Below are 24,128 nucleotides of genomic sequence, written 5' to 3'. Positions count from 1 at the left end.
ACGTTAGAAGGACATCACATAATGCAAGAAGCAATAGACCGCATCATTAGGATGCCTGAGCTTACAAAGATGATTAGCCTCGCTAGATCAACAATTTATGACAAGCTAAACGCCAAGTCTGCTCGGCATGACCCCAGCTTTCCCAGGGCGATAAAACTTGGCAAGTCAGCGATCGGCTGGCGTCAGAGCGAGGTCAATCAATGGATCGCAACCAGGTCACAAAGTAGTCAAACAATGGAGGTCAAAAATGAATCAACACAGAGCCATTGAAACTGTCATTGAGCGGTTAGATCAGTCCCTTTGGGATCCACTGGATGTCGTCGCCTATAGAACAAAGGCCCCGAGATTTATGATCTTGACTCAAATGTTGTCTGTTATAGCTATCGCATCGCAGCAGTTGGTAGATATTAGCCCCAAAAGTGAGATGAAAATACCGGCATCACTTTACACTCTAATTCTAGCTGCTTCTGGCGAGAGAAAAAGCACGGTCGATAAGCTACTGATGAAACCAGTTCGTGAATTTGAAAAATGCTTAGCTGAGCAGGTAGATGCTGCACAGCAGAAATATCAGATCGAACTGGAATTGTGGAATATAAAGAAAAAAGTGTTAAGGAAGGAATTAGATGAGATGCATAAAAAAGGTGATGAGCAGCCCATTATAATAGAGGCATGGCACACTCATCATTCAAATATGCCTATAGCTCCGGTAGTTAAGAGGATTTTAGCTGAGGATATAACAGTCGCAAAACTGAAGTCGATGTTAGCTGAGAAGAATACGTCATTAGCTCTGGTGTCCGATGAAGCTGGGACACTACTGTCGAGTGACTTGATGAAAGATAATGCATTGTTTAACTCACTATGGTCAGGTCAAACTATACGTGTTGACAGAGCCAATGCCCCTGAAGTTCATATTGAAGGTGCTCGTTTGACTTTGAGCATGCAAATCCAGCCTGATATATATAGAATATTCAGAGATAGTAATGGTGATGCGATGAGAAGCTCTGGATTAGACGCTCGAATTCTACTGTGTGAGCCTGAGTCAGAGATTGGCTATCGTCAAGAAGATAGGGATGATAGCGCATCACTAGATGATAAAATTAAATTAGGTAGATTTAGCTCAAGGATTGATGCATTACTGCAAGAAGGGCTCGAGATGAGAGCACAAGGCAAGGAACGCCATTGCCTGAATTTAACAGAGAGTGCTAAGAAAATTTGGAATGACAAGTTTAATGACATTGAATACGCAATGAGGGGCGGGGAATATTTGGAACACTATAAAGATTTTGGTTCAAAGTTTATGGAGCAGGCTTCGAGAATCGCGGCGGCACTTCATGTGTTTAAAAATAGAGACTACAGAAACGCACTTGTGACTCATGAGACTATGCAGACTGCCATTGAACTGGCTGAAATATATTTGCATCAAGCATTAATAATCTTTAGATCGCCCGAGGCTCGGGAGTTCGTGGACGAGACACATGTGAATAAGTTACTGGAGTGGATTATTCATAACTGGAATAATGAGCTGCTTCTGAAAGGTGACATTAGACGAAGTGGGCCACATTGCGTTCGTAATTTGAATAAGCTAGAAGATGCAATAGAAGTTCTTATTGCTCGAGGAGATATCATTTGCTTTAAAAAGAAACAGTCAATCTATATTTCTTTATCTTGGAAGAAATACCCTAGGCTTGTTAGGCGCTCTTCAGTACGCACTCAAGATAGGATTTATGTTAACGAACTTGTAGAGTATCGTGGAAGACGCCATTTAGGGATACCATCAGTTGAACTTTTTGAAAGACCGTTGATGGACATGAGAAGTCAATTACGATGATAAGAGTATATCCCATACCCATGCAGTAAGATGCAGCATTAACTATTGCGATACCTCACCTTAAGTAACTTAAGAGTGTTGTTATATATGGATGTGTCATTACTGCATCTGAATTAGGAACCATATATTTATATTTCAGTGTATGTATAGATATGTTCAGGTTGTGTGTCAGTCTGATTAAATAATGTATAGCACGGTATATGTATTATATATAACAATACATACTCCATTATATACATCCATAGCCATGCACACTACTAACGTTCAGCAGCATACGCTATGCAATCTAACGATGAGAGGAGCATGAAGACTACATGCCTCTAAGCATGTACCACTATGGATAGCATCCAGAGCATGGTGTATTTACTTAAGCAAAAAGCACATCTATTTATTTAATTCAATAACTATACCTCCGTGTCTATTCACCAAGGTAGGGACTCCTATGTTGAATCACTTAAAAAATTCAGTATTGAAGATGAAAGCGCTTACTAGATTATACACAGATAGTTACGGCCCTATGAATAGTGCTTATTTGAGGCGTAGCTTAGATGTTGTTTCCGGTACCCTGGCTAGGTATCCTCGTGTTTATGCTCTACGTGTGGATCTGCGTTTTGCTAGTGAGTCGCCTGAAGATGATACGGATACGCTGACTTGTTTACAGCGTTCAGATTCATCAGTGATCACTCGCTTTATGGAGTCCCTGAAAAGCCAACTACGTGCGGACCATTATCGTCAGAAGCGACGTGGTACTCCATCTCTACCGGCCTTTATCTGGTGTCGGGAGCAGGAGTCATCGGCATCACCTCATTACCACCTGATGCTGCTGTTTAACAAAGATGTTTATGCCTTCTTGGGAGATTATCGGGATTATGATGCCAACAACATGGGGACTCGGATCCAGAAGGCGTGGTGCAGCGCGTTGGGTCTCCCATACCCTGATAATGCAACGCTGGTTAACTTCCCTGCAAATCCACAATACAGGTTTGACCGTAATTCAGCGCGAAACTTAGATGAAAATTTCAGTGCATTTTTATTTCGTATGGCTTATCTGAGTAAACAAAGAACGAAGGTTGCTGATGGACAACGCAACTTCGGTTGCAGTCAAGTACGATAAGACGCTTGAGCACGTCAGTGCTCATTAGTATGCTATAGAACAATCCCTGCGTATTTAATTTAAGGATATCTATGAGTGAATTTCTGAAAGTGCTGTTGAACATCCGTAGTCTACGTGCAGCAATGCGTGAGTTGTCTCTGGAACAACTCCAAGAAGCCCACGAGAAGATTGAATCGATTTATCTGGAGCGTCTGGAGCACGCAGAGAAAGAGCAAGCAGCCAATGCAGAACGTCAGCAAAAGCTGGCTGAGTTCCAAGCGATGTTGGCTCAGGCTGGTATTGACCCGACTGAGTTGGTAGGCTGTGCCCCAGCAGCAGCGACTGCGGCTAAAGCGAAACGAGCACCTCGGCCCCCGAAATACCGTTACGTTGAGAATGGCGTAGAGAAAACCTGGACCGGTCAGGGCCGTACACCCAAGTTCTTGGCTGAGCAACTCGAGCAAGGTCGTCAGCTGGATGACTTCCTCATCTAAATAGACAAGGCCATGCCCTCACGGTGTGGCCTTCCTTTTTACGTGCTTCGTGGCTAATTAGTGCCAGCTCTCGTTGTGACGAACCAGGAATACTAGGTAATGATCTGTCGCATGACAGAGGCCAGCTCTAATGACATTATTCAAAACATCCTTTAGCATGCGCATGATGCTGGCTTAGCTCAGTAGGTCACCAGTTCAATTCCTCTCGTCAGCACTACGATAACCACCGAGTTCCTCATAGCCGATCCTGATGCCAGCCATAAAAGACTTAGACGCAGAGCGTACCGATTTGGATGCGCGATTACGCGAAGCCATTGATAGTTGGGATCCACGTTGCCCCAGGCGCTGGCTAGCTAAATATGGCGGTTGGCGAGTTGAAAAACGATCACTCCTCACACAGCGATATTGTGCGATACGCGACGAAGCCCAAGCCTTGCTGACAAGTAGTTAGCCAGGAAGTTTATTGTGATTACCTGAACAAATTGCTCCATGGGTAGTCCAATGTGCCTACCCATCACCCAGCGTAATGACGGAATTACATGTCTATCAATCCGAATCCACCTTTGCCGCGTTACTTGCAAGTAAGCACATTGGCTGCACGAACAGCCGCGAGCAATCAGCGCCCGTGAAGCCGCAGACGTGTTTGGCGTCTCGCCTTGGTCCATAGAGCGAGATTTTGCCAGGGTTCGAGCGTTGTCCGGGATCGTTGTGTTCGATGAGCAACGAGTACCCAGCAAGGGTGGGCAGCAGTATCTACTGCGGGTGCTGCAGGTAGACCGGAAACAGCAGATCTATTGGTTAGGGAAGGCTGCTGACGGTGGCGTACCCAAGGCGTTGTTCGAGCTGGTGGATTTACAGCATAAATAAGGTGAACTGGCGCAGGCCAGAGCCAGTTATGCCAAGGCCGCCCAACAAGGACACATTCTCGCCCAGTACACCTACGGTGAAATGCTGCGTCTGGGACAAGGGGGAAAAGAGGATTACGCGCTTGCTCTCAAGCAGTATCGCCTAGCGGCCCAGCAGGGCGACCGCCAAGCCCAATACCGAATGGGGACATTGCGTGAGGAAGGCTTGGGGGCACCTCGTAACCGGGTGCATGCTTATGCTTGGCTGTCACTGGCGGCGACAGAAGGAATGCCTGAGGCTGTACGGGCCCGTGATGAACTCGAGGCCGCGATGACCAAGCCGGAAGTCAAACAAGCGCAGAAACTCTCTGAGCACTGGTTTGGCAAGATGTCATCAACGGCTAAGAAAAGCTAAAAAAAAGAACATAGAAGGAAGCGGCCTTGGTGGGCCGCTTCCTTCTTATTCAGTTGGTGAATTACCGGATACAAACTCAGCCCACGCATCCATCATTGGACGCCGCTGATCCAGCAAGTCCGTGCGGTGGTAGGCGGCTTCTACCTTGTTCTGCACTGTGTGAGCTAATGCTCGTTCAGCGAGATCCCGCGCATAGCCCTGCTCGCTGCACCAGTCTCGAAAGCTAGAACGAAAGCCATGAGCAGTGGCCATTCGGCCAGGTGTGCAACTCCCTGCTTTGGCTCTTCTCAGAAACATCGTCAACACTGTGTCTGAGAGCGGTACTTGGTCTCTGGGGGATGGGAATACCAACTCGTCATGTAATCCCCTTAACCCTTTCAGGATTTCGACGGCACGAAGAGATAACGGAACACGATGTTGTTGTTTGGCTTTCATACGCTCGGCAGGCAAAGTCCAGACCCTTGCCTCCAAATCGACTTCTGACCACTTCATGGCTCTGACTTCACCTGAACGGCAAGCAGCCAGGATCAAGAACTCCAGCATGGAGCGGGTTACATCGTACTGTTGCGTTGTTCTCAGATGTTTTTGCACAAATGCAGGGATATCACGCCAAGGCATTGCAGGCTGGTGTTCTACACGCACAGATTTGCTGGGTTGAGCCGGTAATAGGTGGCTTACCACATCCACTGGGTTTGCAGAGGTATAGCCATGGGCCCATGCCCAAGCCATGACTGCGTGTAGCCTCTGTTTAACACGGCTTGCCGTTTCCGGGATCGTCAGCCATATCGGTTGCAAAACGGAAGCGATATGAGCTGGGGTGATGGTATCAATGGAGATAGTGCCAATTGCAGGAAAGGCATACTGTTCCAATGTGGTGATCCATTGCTTGCCGTGTTTTGGGTTCTTCCAACCAGGTAACAAGCTTTCGTAGACGAGTCTGGCGGATGCTTCCAACGTCGGGATCTTCGGCTTGTTCTGCTCCTGCAGCCGGATCTCTAGTGGGTCCAGATTATTCGCCAGCTGTTCCCGCATTGCCTGGGCGTCTCGAGCAGCGTCAGCGATAGAGATCTCGGGGTAAGTCCCGAGGCCAGCGTTACGTCGTTTCTTCGTCAGTGGGCTGACATAGCGGAACACCCACTTTCCTCTGCCCTTGATGGTAGAGGGGTGTAGCGTCAACCCGGTGACGCCACCATGAGCAAGGGGCTTATCTTCAGGCTTGATGTTGCGGGCTTTGGTATCGGTGAGGATTGCCATCAGGTAACCTCCTTGAGAATTGAATATGCCACTCAGTATGCCACCAAGCATGCGCAGTGGTAATATGTGATTGGGATGGATTGGACTGTGTTTGTTTCTAATATACTGATAGTAAATGGCTTGCTGGATTGGTGTGGAGTTGATTGGACTTAATTACGGCGGGCACCTCCTCCGCCATATATATAGCCCAACTGATTTATTCAGTTGGGCTTTTTCGTATTCGCGCACCTACATGCAGGTGCCATTGAGTGACAACCTGAGCGGGGCTCTCCCACCCGTCAGTTCCTACAATGGTGGCCAACAAGATGCGGACGAGCACGGCCAGGCTGCCCGTCAGTCCGGTGGTTGTCTGGCTCGAACGCCGAGCCTGTCTCTTTCACGGTCTCGATGGCCTCTGTTGTCTGAACGCTGTCATTGTCTGGGCCGTTAGATTGCTGCCGCCAGTGACGATAATCCCGCCTCCCGTGCTCTCCTGCCAGCCCATGCCTTCTCACCTTGGCCGCCACCACAGCGCCCGTGATGACACTGGAAGTGAGGGCTGAGAGCCACTCCCTGCAGCCCCCTGCCGGCATTGCCGAGCGCCAGACATCAGGGGGCAACATCATGACGCTCTCCGCTGCGTGGCTCGTCTGGCCCGCCAGGCCTGAATACGCGTCTGGGTGCCGATGACGAAGACAAAAAAGACCGGCACGAAGAAGATAGCCAGCAGGGTGCCGCTGATCATGCCGCCGAACACGCCGGTGCCGATGGCATGCTGGGTCTCGGCGCTGGCACCACTGGCAAGCATCAGCGGCACCACGCCGAGGGTGAAGGCGAGCGACGTCATCAGGATGGGGCGCAGGCGCAGGCGGGCGGCGGTCACAGCGGCATCAAGCAGCGAGCGTCCTTCGCCATGCAACTGGCGGGCAAACTCCACGATGAGGATGGCGTTTTTGGCCGACAGGCCGATGATGGTGATCATGCCCACCTTGAAGAAGACGTCGTTGGGCATGCCGCGCAGCATCACCGCCGCCACGGCGCCGAGCAGACCCAGCGGTACCACCAGCATCACCGAGAGCGGGATGGACCAGCTCTCGTAGAGCGCGGCCAGCACCAGGAACACCACCAGTCCCGACAGCAGCATCAGCAGGGGGGCCTCGGCCGCCGACTGGCGCTCCTGCAGCGACTGTCCCGTCCAGGCCAGGGCAAAGCCTGGCGGCAGTTGCGCCACCAGGCGATCCATTTCCGCCATCGCGGCGCCACTGGACACCCCGGGGGCGGCACTCCCGGAGAGACGCACGGCGGGGAAGCCCTCGAAGCGCATCATCTGTTGCGGCGACTGGCGCCAGGTCGGCGTCACCACCTCCCGCAGGGGCACCATGCCGCCGCTGGCATTGCGCACCCGCAGGCCGAGTACGTCATCGAGCTGCATGCGCGCCGACGCGTCGGCCTGCAGTATGACCTGCTGCATGTACCCGCCGTTGGGGAAATCGTTGATATAGAGCGATCCCATCGCCGCCGACAGGGTGCTGCTCACGCTGGTGAACGAGAGTCCCATGGCCTCGGCCTTCTGCCGGTTGATCTCGAGGTGAATGCTCTCGCCGGGGGGCAGGCTGTCCGGATAGACATCGCTCACCACTTCGCTTTGGGCCGCCAGTGCCAGCAGTTGCGCCTGGGCGGCCAGCAGCGCGGCGTCCCCCCGGTTAGCCCTGTCTTGCAGGAAGAGCGTGAAACCCGAAGAGGTGCCCAGTTCGTCGATGGCGGGCGGCAGCAGGCTCATCACGGTGCCTTCCTTGCTGTTGGCCATGGCGGCCTGTGCCAGCTCAGCCTCTTCGGCAGCCGTGGCGCCATGACGCTGGTCCCAGTCTTTGAGCATGGTGAAGGCCATGGCCGCATTGGGGCCGGCGCCGGAGAAGCTGAAGCCTTGCACCACCAGATTGGTGTCGAGCGCCTCGCGAGAGGCCACATGGGCCTCGAACTCCTTGATGACGGCCAGGGTGCGCTCGCTGGTGGCGCCGGTCGGCAACTGGATGGAGGTCATGAAATAACCCTGATCCTCGTCCGGCAGGAAAGAGGAGGGCAGCTGGGTGGCCACAATGGCCAGCACGGCGCAGAGGGCGGCGAAGATAGCCATCACGCGTCCGCTGCGCCCGACCAGCCGGGTGACCCGAACGCCGTAGCCTGCGGTGAGTCGCTCGACGCCCCGGTTGAAGGCGCCGAAGAAGCCGCGCTTCTCATGGTGACTCGGGCTGACCGGACGCAGCAGGGTGGCGCAGAGCGCCGGCGTCAGGGTCAGGGCGAGGAAGGCGGAAATCAGGATCGACACCGCCATCGACAGGGTGAACTGCTGGTAGATGACCCCCACGGAGCCGCTGCCGAACGCCATGGGGATGAACACCGCCGTGAGCCCCAGGGTGATGCCGATCACCGCCCCGCTGATCTCCTTCATGGCCCGCGATGTCGCCTCCCTGGGCGATAGCCCCTGGGTGGCCATCAGGCGCTCGACGTTCTCCACCACCACGATGGCGTCGTCGACGATGATGCCGATGGCCAGCACCATGCCGAACATGGTGAGGGAGTTGATCGAAAAACCGGCCAGCAGCATCACCGCGAAGGTGCCAAGCAGGGCGATGGGGGCGACGATGGCCGGGATCAGGGTGTAGCGCAGGTTCTGCAGGAAGAGAAACATCACCAGGAACACCAGCACCATGGCTTCCAGCAGGGTGTGGATCACCTTGTCGATGGAGACCTTGACGAAGGGGGCCGAGTCGAACGGGATCGAATAGGCCATGCCCGCCGGCAGAGTGGGGGCGAGCTGAGCGAGACGGGTGCGCACCGCATCGGCGGTGCGCACGGCGTTGGCGCCGGGGGAGAGCTGAATGGCAGCGCTGGTGGCGGCCACGCCGTTCTCGCGGTTGGAAAAGGCGTAGGATTGCGCCCCCAGCTCGACCCAGGCCACGTCACCCAGCACCAGCTTGGCGCCATCGGCACCTGCCCGCAGTACGATGGCGGCGAATGCCTCGGGAGTGGTCAGCTGCCCCTGTACCGTGAGGGGAACCGTCAGTCGCTGGCCAGGCAGGGCGGGTTCGTCGCCGAGGCGCCCCGGTGCAATCTGCACGTTCTGCTGCTCGATGGCCTGCGCCACCTCGCTGATGGTCAACCCGTAGGCGGCGAGCTTGCCCGGATCCACCCAGATGCGCATGGCCTGCTCGGCGCCGAACAGCTGCACTCGCCCCACGCCGTCGATGCGGCGCAGCTCCTGCACGATATTGCGGGCCATGTAGTCGTTCAGCGCGACCTCATCGAAGCGGCCATCCGGTGAAGTCATGCCGACCATCATCAGAAAGCCGGACGAGGCGGACTCCACCTGCAGGCCGGTTTGCCGCACCGCCTGTGGCAAGCGAGGCTCGACCGCCTTGATGCGGTTTTGCACGTCCATCTGGGCCAGCTCCGGATCGGTGCCCGGCTTGAAGGTGGCGGTGATCTGCGCGCTGCCGGAGGCATCTACCGACGACTCGAAGTAGAGCAGGTTCTTCACCCCAGACAGCTCGCGCTCGATAAGGCTCACCACCGCATCGTTCAGGGTCTGCGGCGTGGCGCCCGGATAGGTGGCATAGAGGGTCACCGACACCGGCGCCACCGAGGGATAGCGGGAGATGGGCAGCTTGGGGATGGCGATGACCCCCGCCAGCACGATGAAGAGGGCGATCACCCAGGCAAACACCGGGCGATGAATGAAAAACTGCGGCATGAAAATGTCTCCGATTCAACGGTTACCGCCGTCAGCCTGCTGGCTGACGGCGGGGGATTGCCAGGGATGGGCAATGACTTGCGTCCCCGGGGTCAGGCGGTCGATCCCCTCGATCACCACCCGCTGTCCGGCGCTGAGTCCGGACGTGATGCGGTAATGGCTATTCATCAGCTCAGCGGTGTTGACCGGAACCAGTTGTGCCTGCCCCTGGCCATCCACCACCCACACGCTGGTCTGGCCCGATGTGCGCACCACCGCCTGCTGAGGCACGCTCAGGGCGTTGGCATAGTGAGCCCGGGGAATGCGCGCCTGCACGTAGAGGCCGGGCAAGAGCCGCCGCTCCGGGTTGTCCACCAGTACCCGCAGCAGTACGTCGCCGGTCCCGGCATCCACCTCGATGCCGGAGAAGAGGATGTGCCCCTGCATGCCGAGCGGCTTGCCGTCGCTGCCGAGGATGTCCACCGCCAGTTCAGGCGCCGTCGACCCTGCCTGCTGGCGCAGGGCTTCCAGTACCGAGGCAGGTTGGCGCACATCGACGTAGACCTGATCGATCTGCTGGATCCTGGCCATGGGGGTGGTATCGGTGGGCGACACCAGGGCTCCTTCGCTCACCAGCGCCTGATCGATGCGCCCGGCGATGGGGGCCTCCACGCTGGCAAATTGCAGGCTCAGCTGGTGTCGGGCCAGGGTCGCCCTGGCCTGAGCCACGTCGGCGGCCGCCTGATCCCGCTGGGAGACGGCATCGTCATAGGTCTGGCGGCTGATGGCCTCGGTGCGCAGCAGCGGCACCAGACGGTCAATCTGGATACGGGCGCGGGCCAGCACGGCCTCCGCGCGCTGCAATGCGGCGGCGGCGCTGTCGACATCCGCCTTGAAGGGGGCCGGATTTATCTGGAACAGCACGGTACCTGCGCCGATTTCGGCGCCCTGCTCGAACAGGCGGCGCTGCACGATGCCGCTGATTTGGGCCCGAATTTCGGCGCTGCGCAGCGCGGCTACCCGGGCGGGCAGATCCTCGCTGATGACCAGGTCCTGCCCTGCCAGCGTCATCACCGACACCTGAGGAAGGGTCGGCGCATCTTGCGCTTGCGACCCCCCATCGCAACCTGCCAATCCGAATACGGCAATGACGGCGAGCAGGGTGCCCGCATACCGCTGTTTGACAAACATCATACTCACCTCGTTAAACCGTCTCCCGGGCATGGTGCTGCCGCGAGAGCACATCGAACGGGCATTATGGAGAGGGGCTATTGCGAATGATTCGAGGCTTTGTGGAGAATCCATGGAGGCGGTGATAAAGTTCAAGCCCACCATTTTCGAGTCCGACCATGTCGTATCTTCCTGCTTCCGCCAACCTGGCGGCCCAGTCACTGGTACTGATTGCAGAGGATGAAGCCGAGATTGCCGACATCCTTGCCGCTTACCTGCAACGCCACGGATTGCGCACCCTGCATGCCGCCGATGGCCGCGAAGCCCTGGCCATGCACCAGACATGCAAACCCGATCTCCTGTTGCTGGATGTGCAGATGCCGCAGCTCGATGGCTGGCAGGTGCTCAGCGAGATCCGGGCCCGTGGCGACACGCCGGTGATCATGCTGACCGCCCTGGATCAGGACCTCGACAAGCTGATGGGGCTGCGCATGGGGGCGGATGACTATGTGGTCAAACCCTTCAACCCGGCCGAAGTGGTGGCTCGGGTACAGGCGGTGCTCAGACGCAGCCAGGCTGCGAAACAGACCACGGCCCGGGTGCTGCGGGTCGGCCCCTTCCAGATCGATCTGGAGAGCCACGAGGCCAGCCTTTGCCGCGATGAGGGGCAGCAGATGCTGGATCTGACCCTGACCGAGTTCAAGTTACTCGCCTCTCTGATGCGGGCACCCAAGCGGGTGTTCAGCCGCGCCGAACTGCTGACCCACTGCCTGCCGGAGGGGGATACCCAGGAGCGCACGGTGGACAGCCACATCAGCAAGCTGCGCAAGAAGCTGGAGGCACAGGGCATCCAGGGGGTGCCCGCCAGTGTCTGGGGCGTCGGCTATCGCTTCGGGGGCGATGCGTGACATCGGCACCCGGCCTGCGCAGGCAGATCATCCGCTCCCTGGGGCTGATGGCGCTCGGCATCATCTGCCTCGCGGTGATCGGCACCTATGTGTTCTACGCCATTGCCGTGACCTATGTGCCTGGCAGCATTTCCGAGAGCTGGATGCCCTCCAGGGTCGAGATGATCTGGATCGGCTCGACCATTCTCATTGCATTGGGGATGGCGCTGTACGTGGCGGTGCGCCTCTCTCGGCGCATCCTGACCCCGCTCAATTCGGTGGCGAACAGCCTGCGCGAGGTGGCAGAGGGCAAACTCGATGCGCGCGTGCCGCTGGATGAACAGGCGATCGGGGAGACGGCGCAACTGGTGCGGGACTTCAACACCATGGCCGAGCGACTGCAAAGCATGACCCGCGAGCGGGAGTTCTGGAATGCCGCCATCGCCCACGAATTGCGCACCCCGGTGACCATCTTGCGTGGCCGCTTGCAGGGGCTGGCCGAAGGGGTATTTCCGCCAGAGCGTGCGCTCTTTGAAGGCTTGTTGCGCCAGGTGGAGGGATTGACCCACCTGATCGAAGACTTGCGGGTACTCAGTCTCAACGACAGCGGCCACCTGGAGCTGCAACGAGAGGAGATCAGGCTGGCCGACGAGCTTGCCGTGGTGCTTGAGGCGTTTGCCACCCCTCTGGCCGCGAGCGGTTTCACCCTCAAGCGGGAGCTCGATGCCGAGCTCTGGGTCTGTTGTGATGCTCTTCGCATCCGTCAGGCCCTGATGGCGCTGCTGGAAAATGCCCAGAAGCACGCGGTGCCGGGCATGCTGACCGTGCGCCTGCATCGTTCGGGCCCCCAGTGCATCCTGAGCGTGGAAGACGAAGGGCCCGGCATCAGCGAGGAGGTCGCCGCCCATATCTTCGAGGCGTTTCGCCGGGGGGATCCGTCACGCTCGCGCAAGAGTGGCGGCAGCGGGCTCGGGCTGGCGGTGGTCAAGGCGATTGCCGAGGCCCACGGCGGCAGTGCGGTCTGCCAATCCGGCGGGCGGGGCGGCACCCTGTTCCTGCTTTCCTGGCCCCTCTTGCACCCTGACGGCAGGTCATGACCCCGCATTGCCGCATCGGTTGAGGATGGGCGAGCCGAGGCGCGTGTGTTGACTGTGATCCAACAGCCCAAAAAAAGCCCATCTCATGGGGAGAGACGGGCTTTTTTTTATGGCTTGCAAGCAGCGCTCTCATGGGGCGCCGGGATCAATGCTCGGCCAGCAGGGGCTCTCCCTCCTGGCATTTGTCGTGGATGGCAAAGCGATCGACCAGGGTGGCACTGGCGTCGTTCAGGCCGATGACCGCCACCTCTTTCCCCTCGCGGCGGAACTTGATGACCACCTTGTCGAGGGCCGTGATGGCGGTGATGTCCCAGAAGTGGGCGTGCGTCAGGTCGATGACCACCTTCTCCACTTCCTCCCTGAAATCGAAACCGGCCAGGAACTGCTCGGCGCCGGCAAAGAAGACCTGGCCCCGCACCAGATAGGTACGCACGGCGCCGCTGCGCTCGCTGTCGCTCTTGACCAGCATGACGCGGGCAACCTTGTGGGCGAAGAAGAGAGAGGCGAGCAGCACCCCCACGAAGACCCCAAGTGCCAGGTTGTGGGTCGCGACCACCACGGCGACAGTGGTCACCATCACCAGGTTGGTGGAGAGGGGGTGGCTCTTCAGGTTGCGTACCGACTCCCAGGAAAACGTGCCGATGGAGACCATGATCATCACGGCCACCAGGGCGGCCATGGGGATCTGACGGATCCACTCATCCATGAAGACCACCATCAGGATGAGCAGGGTCCCCGCCACGAAGGTGGAGAGGCGGCCGCGGCCACCGGATTTGATGTTGATGACGGACTGGCCAATCATGGCGCACCCCGCCATGCCTCCCAGCAGACCGGCGCCAATGTTGGCGATCCCCTGACCCTTGCACTCGCGGTTGCGATCGCTTGGGGTGTCGGTCATCTCGTCGACGATGGCTGCCGTCATCATGGACTCGAGCAGTCCCACCACCGCCAGCCCCGCTGAGTAGGGGAAGATGATGGCCAGGGTCTCCAGATTGAGGGGTACGTCGGGCCAGAGGAAGACCGGCAGGGTATCGGGCAGCTCGCCCATGTCGCCCACGGTGCGGATGTCGATGCCCAGGGTGATGGCCACCGCCGTCAGGACGACGATGCACAGCAGGGGGGAGGGGAGCAGTTTGCCCACCACGGGAACGAGGGGGAACAGATAGATGATGCCAAGCCCGGCCGCGGTCATGGCGTAGACCTGCCAGGTGACGTTGGTGAGCTCGGGCAGCTGGGCCATGAAGATAAGGATGGCCAGGGCGTTGACGAAGCCGGTCACCACGGAGCGGGAGACGAATCGCATCAGGCTGCCAAGCCTGAGGTAGCCCGCCGCTATCTGAAAGAGGCCGGTGAGCAGGGTGGCCGCCAGCAGATACTGCAGGCCATGTTCCCTGACCAGGGTCACCATCAGGAGCGCCATGGCGCCGGTGGCGGCGGAAATCATGCCGGGACGACCGCCAACGAAGGCAATGACCACGGCGATGCAGAAGGAGGCATAGAGGCCGACCTTGGGGTCGACGCCCGCAATGATGGAGAAGGCGATGGCCTCCGGGATCAGCGCCAGGGCGACGACGATGCCCGACAGCAGATCGCCCCGTATGTTGGAGAACCACTCTTGTCTTGCACGTTCCAGCATGGGGATTTTCTCGCTCGTTGAGGGTCCATGGCCACAGGCCCGCAAATCAGGGGAAATGGCGGGGATCACAGGGTTGCATTGGCTGTTGGTGGCCGGGTAAACCGGCCGGTCGGCATAACCGGAGTCAGGCGGCAGAGGCCGCACAGGGCAGGGTCAGGGCGGCGTGACGGCCACCCCAGAGCACATAACAGGCATAAGGGGCGCATGTTAACAGCCGGTGCCAGGCCGGGGAAGCCCGTAAAGGGCCAGAAACGGGGGACGGGACACAAAACGATTGGCCTGTCAGTGACCAAGGTCTCATCTGGGAAGTTTATTATCTCTTCCTCGCCGAGTGCTGCTATATGATTGCGATGTTTTTTGGAAAAACTCGTGATTTTAATGCAGTTAAGTTCTGGTTATTGGTATTTCGCTCTGTGTCATGCCCTCCATCCCGCCGAGAGCGAGCCCTCGAGGCTAGTGGCGGGCCCTGAGATCAGGGTTTCACGGGTTCCGTTTCTATTTGTTGGCACGTGATTCAGCTCCCATTGGGTTTCATGAAAAACAATGCTGACACCATTTGAAAACAATTCGACAACATGGATACAAGCTACGCGTTAGATCTCATCTCCCGGTTCGAACAGGCCGACGATGAGCACACCATAGTGGCGTTGCTGCGCCAGTTGACGACACAGGCGGGATTTGACTACTTCAGATTGGCCCTGATGTCTCCCAGCACCATACAGCGAACGGATGTCACCATCTTCAATGGTTGTCCTCAGGAGTGGGTTGACGCCTATACCCAGGCCAACTTCTTTGCCATCGATCCCGTCGTCCAGCGCGGCATGGAGCAGAGCACACCCATCCTGTGGGCGGATCTCATGGTGCAGGGGGTCTGTGACGATGAGCGCCTTGCGGTGATGACGCTCGCGCAGCAGGCGGGATTGCGCGACGGCATTACGTTTCCCTGGCACGGGGCCAACGGTCATGTGGGCCTGCTCTCCCTGATCACCAGCACACCTCGCACCAGAGCGCAGTGGCTCTCTGCGGTGCCTTTTCTCAGCTGGCTATCCATGCATATCTTCGAGGCGGTGGTGAGAGTCTGCCTGGTAGGGGAGTCCTCTCATGATGCCCTGAGCCTGCGCGAGCTGGAGGTGTGCCGTTGGGCGGCGGAAGGGAAGCAGACGAGCGATATTGCGCAGATCCTGGGGATCACCCCGCGCACGGTGACCTTTCATCTGAACAATGTGGTCACCAAGCTGGGGGCCAGCAGCAAGTGCCAGGCGATCTCCTGGGCGCTGAAACAGGGGGTGGTGAGGTTGAATGTAGAGCTGGCCGCCGTCGCCAATGTGGACGAACAGTAGTGTTCCCGTCGGATTGGCGCAAAAAATTGCGCACATACCAGAAGATTGAACTGCCAGTGCAATGACTGATGGTCAAACGTGTTGAAAAGTACAACTTATTGCGCCGAGCGTACTGCCTTGTGGGGGATTTTTTTATAACTGATTGAAATGTAATGGGTAAAAAGAGTGGCATGGACGCTGCTAACGGATTCGGGCGAGTGTCATAACCGTTCAACCATCAGGAGCAATTCCATGCCAACCCCATGTTATATCAGCATCGAAGGTAAAACCCAGGGCAACATCACCGCCGGTGCCTTCACCTCCGATTCCGTCGGCAACATCTTCGTGCAGGGCCACGAAGACGAGATGCTGGTACAAGAGTTCCAGCACGTCGTCACCGTGCCGACCGATCCGCAATCCGGCCAGCCGGCGGGTCAGCGTGTCCACAAGCCGTTCAAGTTCACCGTTGCCCTGAACAAGGCCGTGCCGCTGATGTACAACTCCCTGGCCTCCGGCGAGATGCTGCCGAAAGTGACCCTGAAATGGTACCGCACCTCCGTCGAGGGCAAGCAGGAGCACTTCTTCAGCACTGTGCTGACCGATGCCACCATCGTCGACATCGACTGCCAGATGCCCCACTGCCAGGATCCGGCGAAGTCCGACTTCACCCAGCTGATCCAGGTCTCCATGGCCTACCGCAAGATCGACTGGGAGCACACCGTTGCCGGCACCTCTGGTGCTGATGACTGGCGCGCGCCGATCGAGGCCTGATCACCGATTTATTGATTGCCGTTGTTCCTTGTAGTGCACCCCAGGGTCTGATGACTGCCGTGTTAGCCGTCACCAGACCTGTGCAAGCTTTCTCCGACCCATTCAACCGGATGTGGTCGGAGCTTTTGTGTTTTGCCATCCGGCTGCATGGCGGCTGGATGGCAAAGCACAACGAAGGCCGGTCGCGCCACCTCCCACGATTGCCTTGTCAGATGAAAGCGGCGCTTCTCAGTTTGCACCGTGCCTTCCCTCGCGATGCTGATGGCGATGGTGACCCATCTTGCGACGCGCCTGATCTCAGACGTCATCCGTGCAGCTCCCGGGGCTGCGAACTGGCAGGTTAAGGAGCCCTCATGGCAGACAGCACAGGATTACAATTCACCGTCAAGGTCGGGGCTCTGCCCGAGAGCACCTTCGTGGTGGCCGAGTTTGCGCTGGATGAAGCGCTCAACCGGCCGTTCAACCTGCGCCTGGAGCTCGCAAGTGTCCAGCCCGACATCGACGTTGGCGCCGTGCTGGACCAGCCGTGCGAGCTGCTGGTGTGGTACAACGGCGAGCTGCAACGCCGGGTGTGCGGGGTGGTCAGTGACTTCGCGCAAGGGGACCGCGGCTTTCGCCGCACCCGCTATCAGCTCATGGTGCAGCCAGCCCTGTGGCGGCTGTCACTTCGCCACAACTCCCGCATCTTCCAGGCGCAGAAGCCCGATGAAATCCTCAGTATCCTCTTGCAAGAGCACGGCATCACCGACTACGCCTTTGCCCTGAAAAACGAGCACGCCAAGCGTGAATATTGCGTCCAGTATCGGGAGAGCGACCTCGATTTCGTGAACCGCCTCGCCGCCGAAGAGGGGATGTTCTACTTCCACGAGTTTGAAGCGGGCAAGCACCGCATCGTCTTTGCCGACGACGCGGCGGCATTGACTCAAGGCCCCGAACTCTTCTTCAACCTAGGCAATCGTTCCCTCGAGCAAGGCCCCTATGTGCGGCAGTTCCACTACCGCGAGGCGGTGCGCCCCTCGGATGTAGAGCTCAAGGACTACAGCTTCAAGACCCCGGCTTATGGCCTCTCCCACAAAAAGGTGGGGGCGGAGCTGACCCACCAGCGCGACACCTACCAGCACTTCGACTACCCGGGCCGCTACAAAGCGGACCAGAGCGGCAAGGCGTTTGCCCAGCATCGGCTGGATGCCCTGCGCAATGATGCTGTGGCGGGCAGTGGCAAGTCGAATAGCACAGCCCTTATGCCGGGGCAGAGCTTCTCGCTCACCGAACATCCCAACGGTAGCCTCAACACCGACTGGCAAATTGTGCGCATCCAGCACACCGGCCTGCAGCCGCAGGCGCTGGAAGAGGAGGGGGGCAGTGGCCCCACCGTCTATCACAATGAGTTCGGGGTGGTGAAAGCCAGCACCACCTGGCGGGCCCGCATCGGCAGCCCCGAAGCCCCCCACAAGCCCATGGTGGATGGCCCGCAAATAGCCACGGTGGTGGGTCCCGAGGGGGAGGAGATTTACTGCGACGAGCACGGCCGGGTGAAGCTGCAATTCCCGTGGGACCGCTATGGTTCGAGCAACGACCAGAGCTCCTGCTGGGTGCGAGTCTCGCAAGGCTGGGCTGGCGGTCAGTACGGCATGATGGCCATCCCGCGCATCGGCCACGAGGTCATCGTGAGCTTTCTGGAAGGGGACCCGGACCAGCCCATCGTGACTGGTCGCACCTATCACGCCACCAACCGGCCGCCCTACGAGCTGCCGGCCAACAAGACCCGCACCGTGCTGCGCACCGAAACCCACCAGGGGGAGGGTTTCAACGAGCTGCGCTTTGAAGACCAGGCGGGCAAGGAAGAGATTTACATCCACGGTCAGAAAGACCTGAATGTGCTTATCGAAAACGACGCCGCCTGGCATATCAAGCACGACGAACACAGGGACATCGACAATGAGCGGGTGACCCGCATCAAGGCCAATGACTATCTCACCGTCAATGGAGAGAAACGCGATCACATCAAGGCCGACTATTCCCTGACCGTGGATGTCAGCCTGCACCAGAAGCTCGGCCAATCCCTGCTGGTTGAGGCTGGAAGCGAGGTACATCACAAGGCGGGCATGAAGATAGTGATGGAGGCGGGTGCCGAGCTGACACTCAAGGTGGGGGGGAGTTTTGTCAAAATCGACCCGAGCGGTGTCACCCTCTCGGGCGGCTCCATCAAGATGAACTCAGGCGGCAGCCCGGGTTCTGGCTCTGGCTGGGGTGGCCAGATGCCGATCCAACCCGGAGCGGTTGAAGTGGTGGCGCCCCCGCCTCCCATGGACCCCGCACGTCAGATTGCGACGCTCAAGTCTGCCGAACCTGTGTGCGAGATCTGTGAGCAACTGGCCAGACAGGAGGGGGGTGGCTGATGGCCATGGCTTTCGTCGCAGAGCGTCCCGACATCGAGCTGAACAGTGGAGAGCAACTCTATCTGTTGCTCGATGGGGCGCGCATTCCCGCGCTGGAACGCGCGTTGTTCGAGCAGGACCCATCGCCTTCCTATCAGCCCGTTTACCTTCACGCCCCCTGGGACAGCTTGCGAGAAGTGAGCCCCTGTCTGGTCTGTGCAACGCCCAATCTGCTGGATTGGTTTATGCAAAACCGCAATGCATCATGGGGTTACCTGTTATCGTCCCCTCTTTCTCTGTTGCCGTTGGCCGAGCGACTGCGTGGGCTTATCGAGGTGGAGAGTCCCTATGGCAGCAGGATTTTGCTCAAGCTGGCCATGCCGGAGACCATGTGGCGGCTGTTTATGGATGATGAACCCTGGCTCTGGCAGGGGGTGGCTCAAGTCTGGATCCCGACCCGGCAGGGGGAGGAGCAGGTGTGGCAGCACAAGGTTGCCGCGCCTGGAATGGGGTCCCCCATGGGGGAACGTCTGCGACTTTCCGACGTGCAGTGGTGCCGTCTGGGAGAGGTGAGCTGGTTGAACACCCTCGATGGGATAAGAGCACACATGCACACCTGGTTTGGGGCTCGCATGCTGACGCTGCAAGAACCCATGGCCTGGATTGCCCATTGGGCTGATTACGCCTATGCCCAGGGATTCGAGAGCGAGCGGGATCTGCTGCTGTTTTTCAATGTGATGGGGTATCTCGGCAGTGGCTGGTTTGATGAAGATGAGCATCCCCGGATCAAGGCGTTGATTACCCAGCGTTCGCCCCAGACCCCTTCGCAACGTATCGAGCAGGCCGCCGAGCTTGCTGCCGCATTGAGCAACAAGGATCAAGACGCATGAGTACGCCCAATCAAGCCGCCCAGTGTGCAAACACGACCGACAGCAAGAGCCCGGCAGGAGTCTGTCCGCTCAAGAACAAGAAGATTGCCATCATCCCGGTGCGTTATGCCCTGGATGAGCCGTTCTCCCCGCCACAAAAGCAGCCTCACCCAGTCCCCGCCGGAGCAGGCTTTGTGGTGCCTCTCAAGTTGAAAGAGAGCGGTTATGCCTTGCGCCAACTGCGCGATGGCTGGCTCTATGTCTATGACGAAAAGACCAAGACATTTGATGAGTACGAGATAAAGGGAGCGACCTTCATCAGCCAGAGCAAGGGAAGCAAGGGGCATCTGCTCTACCCGGCGAGCCATACCCTCTCCCTCGCTTATTCTCCCCAGCGCTGGACGGGGCGCATCAAGCATGAGATGGAAAAGAGCGGCGGTTTGCGCACCACCTGGATGCGGCAGGTGAAACTGGGCAGTTTTGCCAGCACCATGAAAGCCCCTCATTGCGGTCTGCCAGATGTGCTCGACAAGGTTGCTGACTTGGGGATGTCCAACAAGGGATTTGTGCTCTCTTCTACCCCTCTTGCCAAGCCTGCTGAAGAGGACGAGCAGGGGATCAAGTTGCTGGCTCACAAACCTGCGAGTTCGCCGACTGCCTACAAGGCGGGCATACCAGATCCCAAGAGCGCCATGGTGGTCGCTCTGGAGGACCCGCTGGCCGACCTTGCCGACCTTTCCATGAAGGTCAATCAACTGCTCGCAAAGCGCGAAGCACTGCTGGGGAAAGATGATGCCACCATCAAGGTCAACAGCCACAAGCTGATGATGGCGGAGGTCACGCGCAACCTGGCCAGGGTGCGGCTCGACGAGAAGGAGTTGCCCGCCTCCGTCAGGGGCAATGTCGCCAGGACCCAGGCCTTTGAAGAGGCGCTGGATGATTATCTTGGGGATCGCTACCTCGCCGACATGGAGAGCATGACGGCAGAGCCCGGGATGGTGCGGTTCAACTCCCCCATGGAGAAACGGGCTGATGAGAAGCTGAAAATCTTGCGGGAACAATATGGTTTCAATCCATCTCAAAAACAGGTTTCCCAATGGAAAGAGCGCGCAGCCTTCCAGGATGAGGTCAACTGGAGCGGGCTCAATGCCTTTATCAAGCAGTATCAGGTGCCACTCAATGAGCTGGATCTGGCCCTGACGCGGGCTCATGAAGACCTGTTCAACGGTGTGACCCGCCTCAAGGCCGATCCGCTGCCCTTTGGTCTGGACAACAGAACACCCAAGGGACAAGCCTATCTGCAGACCCTGTTTGCCGAGGCCGGGCCGGTTCTCTCTCTTAGCTGCCGCACGGAGGAGAGGAAGAAAGCGCTGGAGAAACTGCTGGGCGAAAAGAGCCGCGACAACTTGCTGGCGCTGGCCCCTTATGGCTTTGATGTCGCGTTGCACAAGGGATTGAGCGAGCTGACGGTAGACAATGTCTGGCTCAGCACCTCCTCTGGGGATATGACAGCCCTCTATGGCAGAACGGCTGATCTGGAGACGCTATTGGGGGACGAGAGATTCAAGCAAAAGTCCTGGTTCCAGACGATCGAAGCCGTCATTGAAGCCATGAAAATGGCTGGAAAGTCCATGGCCAAGGGGGCTCACGCCCAGATCATGGCGGCCATCTTGCCCCATGCCTGGAAGAACAGCCTGGCGGGCAACCTCAGACTGGTACTGCTGGAATCCCTGCTCGGCGACCAGCCGCTGCAGGTCAACCGAGACTATCGGATGCTCCACAACCGCTTCCAGCAGAAGGTCTGGATCATAGTCAAGGAGATGTCGGCCATCAGCTCCCCCCCTCCCGGGCGCAGCACCACGGTGAAGGCCATCAACGGTCAGCTAAAAACCTTGCAGCAACAGCTTGATACCCTGATTGCCAGCGAAATGCCCCTGCTGGTGAAACTGAAAGGCGATCTCTACCAGCAACAAGCCAGACAATATGTTGGTGACTATCTGGCGAGCGTACGTAGCGGCGTGAATCAACGCATCACGGCCATGAACGAGAGAATTCCCAATCTGGCGACCTTTGGCGGGCTGGTTGCCCTGCTCAACCTCTGGAATCTGACAGTGGTCATCGCAGGGACGGCGCAAAACGCCCAGTCCATCGGTCGGGAACGGGCAAATATGCAGTTGGGCTCGGCCTTCGCCTGGACGTGTAATGCCATCGCCGCGCTCTATCAGGGGGCTGTGTGGGGAGAGCTTAAAAAATTACAGGCGGGAGAAAAAGCTCTTACGTCCATACCTATCAAGAATGCAAAAATCGGTGAACATGCTGTCTGGGTTAAAGCCTTTTCTCTACGGATGTTGGCGTTTGCTGGGTTAGGTGCTGTGGCAGCAGGACTGGAAGCGTGGGATGCCTCATTGGCTAGCAAAGACCCTTTAATTAGCGAGATGGAAAGAACTTTGCTGGTTTCGAAGGAATATGTTCTTTGGGGACAAACGGGCATTTTTGGGGTCCAAGTATTACTTACGCTGGTGAGTCGCGGTGTTGGGGGATTCGCAATTGGTACCGTGTTTGCCCCCTGGATGGTTATCGGGCTCTTTGTGCTGGGTATCGCCTATCTGGTACTGACAGTGTTGCTTAATATCTTTAAGCGCTCGGATCTGGAGAAATGGTTGCTGCAATCCACCTGGGGCAAACAGCCCGCCAATTGGTCCTCTGAAGACGAGCTGGCTCGCTTTGAATTGCTGGTCAATAAACCGGGCGCCAGCCTGACGGTGGTGCGCTCCGCGCCCCAGGGGTGGATGGACACCGGTCGCCCCCAGTGGCAGTTGCAACTCTCGCTCCCTGCGCACTTGCGAGGGCAGACCATAGGGCTGAAGGTCATCGGCCAGCCAATTGCTCGCGCCGGTCAAATGGTACCGGTGCGCTCCAAAGAGGATCTGGCGCGCTATCAGGAAGCCATGCGGCCCAGGACGCTGGAGATACAACGCGGACGTTGGGATGAGATGGTCTATACCCTGCCGCTGGGGATTGATACCAATTCGGCCATTAAACTGGAATTGGGCTATCTGGGTGGTATGGTACAGCGGCAACTTGTCTTCAAGGGCAGCGGTAATAGCAACGGCCCCATTATATTGGATACCCGCAGTGGTGAGGTGAACTCTATGCCTGCACTAATAGTTGGCACGCAAGGGAATAAATCATGAACGAGGAGATTGAGGTGAGCGAGCAGGACATCCCTTTTCATCTTCTGCCGCAGGAAGAGCAGCAACGTATAATTAATGCCAATCAGAAAATGGTGCGTGAAGCCCCTACGCTACATGAGTGGAATATTAGGGTAGAAACACCTTTTGTTTGGCTAGTCATTTCCATCCCAGTTGGTATTATGATGTCTATTGGTATATGGCTAGTGTATAGCGATGATGATTCAGGTTGGGCTCCTATTATAATGGGGGCAATAGTTGCAGCCTTTACTCGTTACTTATGGCTAGCAGATAAAAACTACCATTATCGGCTAACGACAGAAGGTTTAATCACCACTTATCAAGATGCCATTCCCGAAATGGCCTACACCATAGTGCGTGGGTTGGCTTGGTTGGGGGTGGTAGTTTGCGTGATGGCTATGGCTGTATTGGGACCGTTAGCATTAGTTGGTGCAGGTGGCATGGCGCTCTTTGCGGTATTTTTCACTGGCTTCAAGAAAGAAGAGATAGTTGAATATACACGATTCAATAAAGAAAAAATAAATATAATAAAGGTGGCTAGGAAAGCCGCTTTTGTTCAATTTGAGACTGTTCCTTTTGGATACTCTGGATTTGCAAACTTCTATTGTTATAAAAATGACTTGAATAAGATTCTTTTTTCTTTGTTATCGTTGCTGAATTGCTGCGAGTATAGAGAGTTTAAAACTGTTTTCTCATTAAATAGGGCTCCCCATAGCTCTCTGGATGTTGGTGTGCCAAGAAAATTTGATGAGCTTAACACCTAATGACTCAGGTGGCGCTGTGCGATTACAGTGTCATTTTTCATTATTTCAATGTTTGTATTGGCTATGTTGCTCAATATCATTAAAACGCTCAGATCTGGAGAAATGGTTGTTGCAATCCACCAGGGGAAAGCAGCCTGCCAATTGGTCCTCGGAAGACGAACTGGCTCGCTTCTAATTGTTGGTCAATAAACCGGGCGCCAGTTTGACTGTGGTTCGCTCCAAGCCTCAGGGGTGGATGGATACCGGTCGTTCCCAGTGGCAGTTGCAACTTTCACTCCCTGCCCATTTGCGAGGACAAACCATAGGGTTACCTGATTACCCATGATTAGCAGTCACCACGAGCTATACTGATCTTACGTACAGTTACTGAGGTGCGAGATCATGGCC

Annotated in this window: 17 protein-coding genes and 1 pseudogene; 13 read left to right on the top strand and 5 right to left on the bottom strand. The window is 57.2% G+C overall.

The features are described 5' to 3' along the window. Nucleotides 1-21: 21 nt before the first annotated feature. The 5 genes and pseudogenes from PG887_RS02705 to PG887_RS02685 form a co-directional block, all read left to right on the top strand. Nucleotides 22-270: a helix-turn-helix transcriptional regulator gene (locus PG887_RS02705; RefSeq protein WP_081000947.1), complete on the top strand. Its 249-nt coding sequence runs from the start codon at nt 22-24 to the stop codon at nt 268-270. Beyond that, on the top strand, nt 248-1,828 hold the full coding sequence (locus PG887_RS02700) for a YfjI family protein (RefSeq protein WP_270821124.1): 1,581 nt from the start codon (nt 248-250) through the stop codon (nt 1,826-1,828). The genes PG887_RS02705 and PG887_RS02700 overlap by 23 nt, the downstream gene beginning before the upstream one ends. A 442-nt stretch (nt 1,829-2,270) precedes the next feature. Beyond that, nucleotides 2,271-2,942 carry an inovirus Gp2 family protein gene (locus tag PG887_RS02695; RefSeq protein WP_270821122.1) on the top strand — a complete coding sequence of 224 codons (672 nt, stop codon included), beginning with the start codon at nt 2,271-2,273 and terminating at the stop codon, nt 2,940-2,942. 71 nt (nt 2,943-3,013) lie between these two features. Next, complete coding sequence (locus tag PG887_RS02690) at nt 3,014-3,415, top strand: H-NS family histone-like protein (RefSeq protein WP_113070549.1); 402 nt, start codon at nt 3,014-3,016, stop codon at nt 3,413-3,415. Between the two features lie 756 nt (nt 3,416-4,171). Continuing rightward, nucleotides 4,172-4,675 (top strand): annotated as a pseudogene (locus tag PG887_RS02685) (tetratricopeptide repeat protein); the annotation flags it as partial. Between the two features lie 45 nt (nt 4,676-4,720). On the opposite strand, the gene PG887_RS02680 reads toward PG887_RS02685, so the two are convergent. The 3 genes from PG887_RS02680 to PG887_RS02670 all read right to left on the bottom strand — a co-directional run bounded on the left by PG887_RS02680 (nt 4,721) and on the right by PG887_RS02670 (nt 10,832). Continuing rightward, the gene (locus PG887_RS02680; RefSeq protein WP_103859016.1) at nt 4,721-5,929 is read right to left on the bottom strand and encodes a tyrosine-type recombinase/integrase; all 1,209 of its coding nucleotides are present in this window, start codon (nt 5,927-5,929) and stop codon (nt 4,721-4,723) included. A gap of 601 nt (nt 5,930-6,530) precedes the next feature. Next, on the bottom strand, nt 6,531-9,659 hold the full coding sequence (locus PG887_RS02675) for a multidrug efflux RND transporter permease subunit (protein WP_270821120.1): 3,129 nt from the start codon (nt 9,657-9,659) through the stop codon (nt 6,531-6,533). 15 nt (nt 9,660-9,674) lie between these two features. Continuing rightward, the gene (locus PG887_RS02670) at nt 9,675-10,832 is read right to left on the bottom strand and encodes an efflux RND transporter periplasmic adaptor subunit (RefSeq protein ID WP_270821118.1); all 1,158 of its coding nucleotides are present in this window, start codon (nt 10,830-10,832) and stop codon (nt 9,675-9,677) included. Between the two features lie 155 nt (nt 10,833-10,987). Here PG887_RS02670 and PG887_RS02665 point away from each other — a divergent pair, with 155 nt between their 5' ends. Both PG887_RS02665 and PG887_RS02660 read left to right on the top strand, forming a co-directional pair. Next, nucleotides 10,988-11,716: a response regulator gene (locus PG887_RS02665; protein WP_270821117.1), complete on the top strand. Its 729-nt coding sequence runs from the start codon at nt 10,988-10,990 to the stop codon at nt 11,714-11,716. Further along, on the top strand, nt 11,713-12,792 hold the full coding sequence (locus PG887_RS02660) for an ATP-binding protein (RefSeq protein ID WP_270821116.1): 1,080 nt from the start codon (nt 11,713-11,715) through the stop codon (nt 12,790-12,792). The genes PG887_RS02665 and PG887_RS02660 overlap by 4 nt, the downstream gene beginning before the upstream one ends. A 145-nt stretch (nt 12,793-12,937) precedes the next feature. Here the strand turns inward: PG887_RS02660 and PG887_RS02655 are convergent, their stop codons facing one another. Next, nucleotides 12,938-14,428: a SulP family inorganic anion transporter gene (locus PG887_RS02655; protein WP_270821115.1), complete on the bottom strand. Its 1,491-nt coding sequence runs from the start codon at nt 14,426-14,428 to the stop codon at nt 12,938-12,940. A gap of 575 nt (nt 14,429-15,003) precedes the next feature. On the opposite strand from PG887_RS02655, the gene PG887_RS02650 reads away from it, so the two are divergent. Together PG887_RS02650 and hcp1 are read left to right on the top strand one after the other, a co-directional pair. After that, entirely contained in the window at nt 15,004-15,768 is a 765-nt protein-coding gene (locus tag PG887_RS02650; RefSeq protein WP_270821114.1) for a LuxR family transcriptional regulator, read from the top strand. Between the two features lie 231 nt (nt 15,769-15,999). Beyond that, nucleotides 16,000-16,518, top strand: a complete 519-nt coding sequence (hcp1, locus tag PG887_RS02645; RefSeq protein WP_005332563.1) for a type VI secretion system effector Hcp1 — start codon at nt 16,000-16,002, stop codon at nt 16,516-16,518. A gap of 62 nt (nt 16,519-16,580) precedes the next feature. On the opposite strand, the gene PG887_RS02640 is transcribed toward hcp1, so the two are convergent. Further along, nucleotides 16,581-16,826 carry a hypothetical protein gene (locus PG887_RS02640; RefSeq protein WP_270821113.1) on the bottom strand — a complete coding sequence of 82 codons (246 nt, stop codon included), beginning with the start codon at nt 16,824-16,826 and terminating at the stop codon, nt 16,581-16,583. A 45-nt stretch (nt 16,827-16,871) separates the two neighbouring features. On the opposite strand from PG887_RS02640, the gene PG887_RS02635 reads away from it, so the two are divergent. The 4 genes from PG887_RS02635 to PG887_RS02620 are packed head-to-tail and all read left to right on the top strand — an operon-like array spanning nt 16,872 to nt 23,741. Next, complete coding sequence (locus PG887_RS02635; RefSeq protein WP_270821112.1) at nt 16,872-18,917, top strand: type VI secretion system Vgr family protein; 2,046 nt, start codon at nt 16,872-16,874, stop codon at nt 18,915-18,917. Then, nucleotides 18,917-19,786, top strand: a complete 870-nt coding sequence (locus tag PG887_RS02630) for a DUF4123 domain-containing protein (protein ID WP_270821111.1) — start codon at nt 18,917-18,919, stop codon at nt 19,784-19,786. The genes PG887_RS02635 and PG887_RS02630 overlap by 1 nt, the downstream gene beginning before the upstream one ends. Then, nucleotides 19,783-22,959, top strand: coding sequence for a T6SS effector BTH_I2691 family protein (locus tag PG887_RS02625; protein ID WP_270821110.1), 3,177 nt, complete (start codon nt 19,783-19,785; stop codon nt 22,957-22,959). Before PG887_RS02630 ends, PG887_RS02625 begins: the two co-directional genes overlap by 4 nt. Further along, nucleotides 22,956-23,741: a hypothetical protein gene (locus PG887_RS02620; protein ID WP_270821109.1), complete on the top strand. Its 786-nt coding sequence runs from the start codon at nt 22,956-22,958 to the stop codon at nt 23,739-23,741. The genes PG887_RS02625 and PG887_RS02620 overlap by 4 nt, the downstream gene beginning before the upstream one ends. The last annotated feature ends 387 nt before the right edge of the window (nt 23,742-24,128 follow it).

The organism is Aeromonas sp. QDB14 (assembly GCF_027707845.1).
Lineage (GTDB): Bacteria > Pseudomonadota > Gammaproteobacteria > Enterobacterales > Aeromonadaceae > Aeromonas > Aeromonas caviae.
The sequence above is the reverse complement of the archived record's forward strand: the minus strand, read 5'-3'. Positions and strand labels throughout refer to the sequence as shown.

What these genes read in the sequence shown, in the direction of transcription:
- PG887_RS02705 (WP_081000947.1), top strand. Translation starts at nt 22, where the DNA reads ATGCAAGAAGCAATAGACCGCATCATTAGGATGCCTGAGCTTACAAAG.
- PG887_RS02700 (WP_270821124.1), top strand. Translation starts at nt 248, where the DNA reads ATGAATCAACACAGAGCCATTGAAACTGTCATTGAGCGGTTAGATCAG.
- PG887_RS02695 (WP_270821122.1), top strand. Translation starts at nt 2,271, where the DNA reads ATGTTGAATCACTTAAAAAATTCAGTATTGAAGATGAAAGCGCTTACT.
- PG887_RS02690 (WP_113070549.1), top strand. Translation starts at nt 3,014, where the DNA reads ATGAGTGAATTTCTGAAAGTGCTGTTGAACATCCGTAGTCTACGTGCA.
- PG887_RS02680 (WP_103859016.1), bottom strand. Translation starts at nt 5,929, where the DNA reads ATGGCAATCCTCACCGATACCAAAGCCCGCAACATCAAGCCTGAAGAT.
- PG887_RS02675 (WP_270821120.1), bottom strand. Translation starts at nt 9,659, where the DNA reads ATGCCGCAGTTTTTCATTCATCGCCCGGTGTTTGCCTGGGTGATCGCC.
- PG887_RS02670 (WP_270821118.1), bottom strand. Translation starts at nt 10,832, where the DNA reads ATGATGTTTGTCAAACAGCGGTATGCGGGCACCCTGCTCGCCGTCATT.
- PG887_RS02665 (WP_270821117.1), top strand. Translation starts at nt 10,988, where the DNA reads ATGTCGTATCTTCCTGCTTCCGCCAACCTGGCGGCCCAGTCACTGGTA.
- PG887_RS02655 (WP_270821115.1), bottom strand. Translation starts at nt 14,428, where the DNA reads ATGCTGGAACGTGCAAGACAAGAGTGGTTCTCCAACATACGGGGCGAT.
- PG887_RS02650 (WP_270821114.1), top strand. Translation starts at nt 15,004, where the DNA reads ATGGATACAAGCTACGCGTTAGATCTCATCTCCCGGTTCGAACAGGCC.
- hcp1 (WP_005332563.1), top strand. Translation starts at nt 16,000, where the DNA reads ATGCCAACCCCATGTTATATCAGCATCGAAGGTAAAACCCAGGGCAAC.
- PG887_RS02640 (WP_270821113.1), bottom strand. Translation starts at nt 16,826, where the DNA reads ATGACGTCTGAGATCAGGCGCGTCGCAAGATGGGTCACCATCGCCATC.
- PG887_RS02635 (WP_270821112.1), top strand. Translation starts at nt 16,872, where the DNA reads ATGGCAGACAGCACAGGATTACAATTCACCGTCAAGGTCGGGGCTCTG.
- PG887_RS02630 (WP_270821111.1), top strand. Translation starts at nt 18,917, where the DNA reads ATGGCCATGGCTTTCGTCGCAGAGCGTCCCGACATCGAGCTGAACAGT.
- PG887_RS02625 (WP_270821110.1), top strand. Translation starts at nt 19,783, where the DNA reads ATGAGTACGCCCAATCAAGCCGCCCAGTGTGCAAACACGACCGACAGC.
- PG887_RS02620 (WP_270821109.1), top strand. Translation starts at nt 22,956, where the DNA reads ATGAACGAGGAGATTGAGGTGAGCGAGCAGGACATCCCTTTTCATCTT.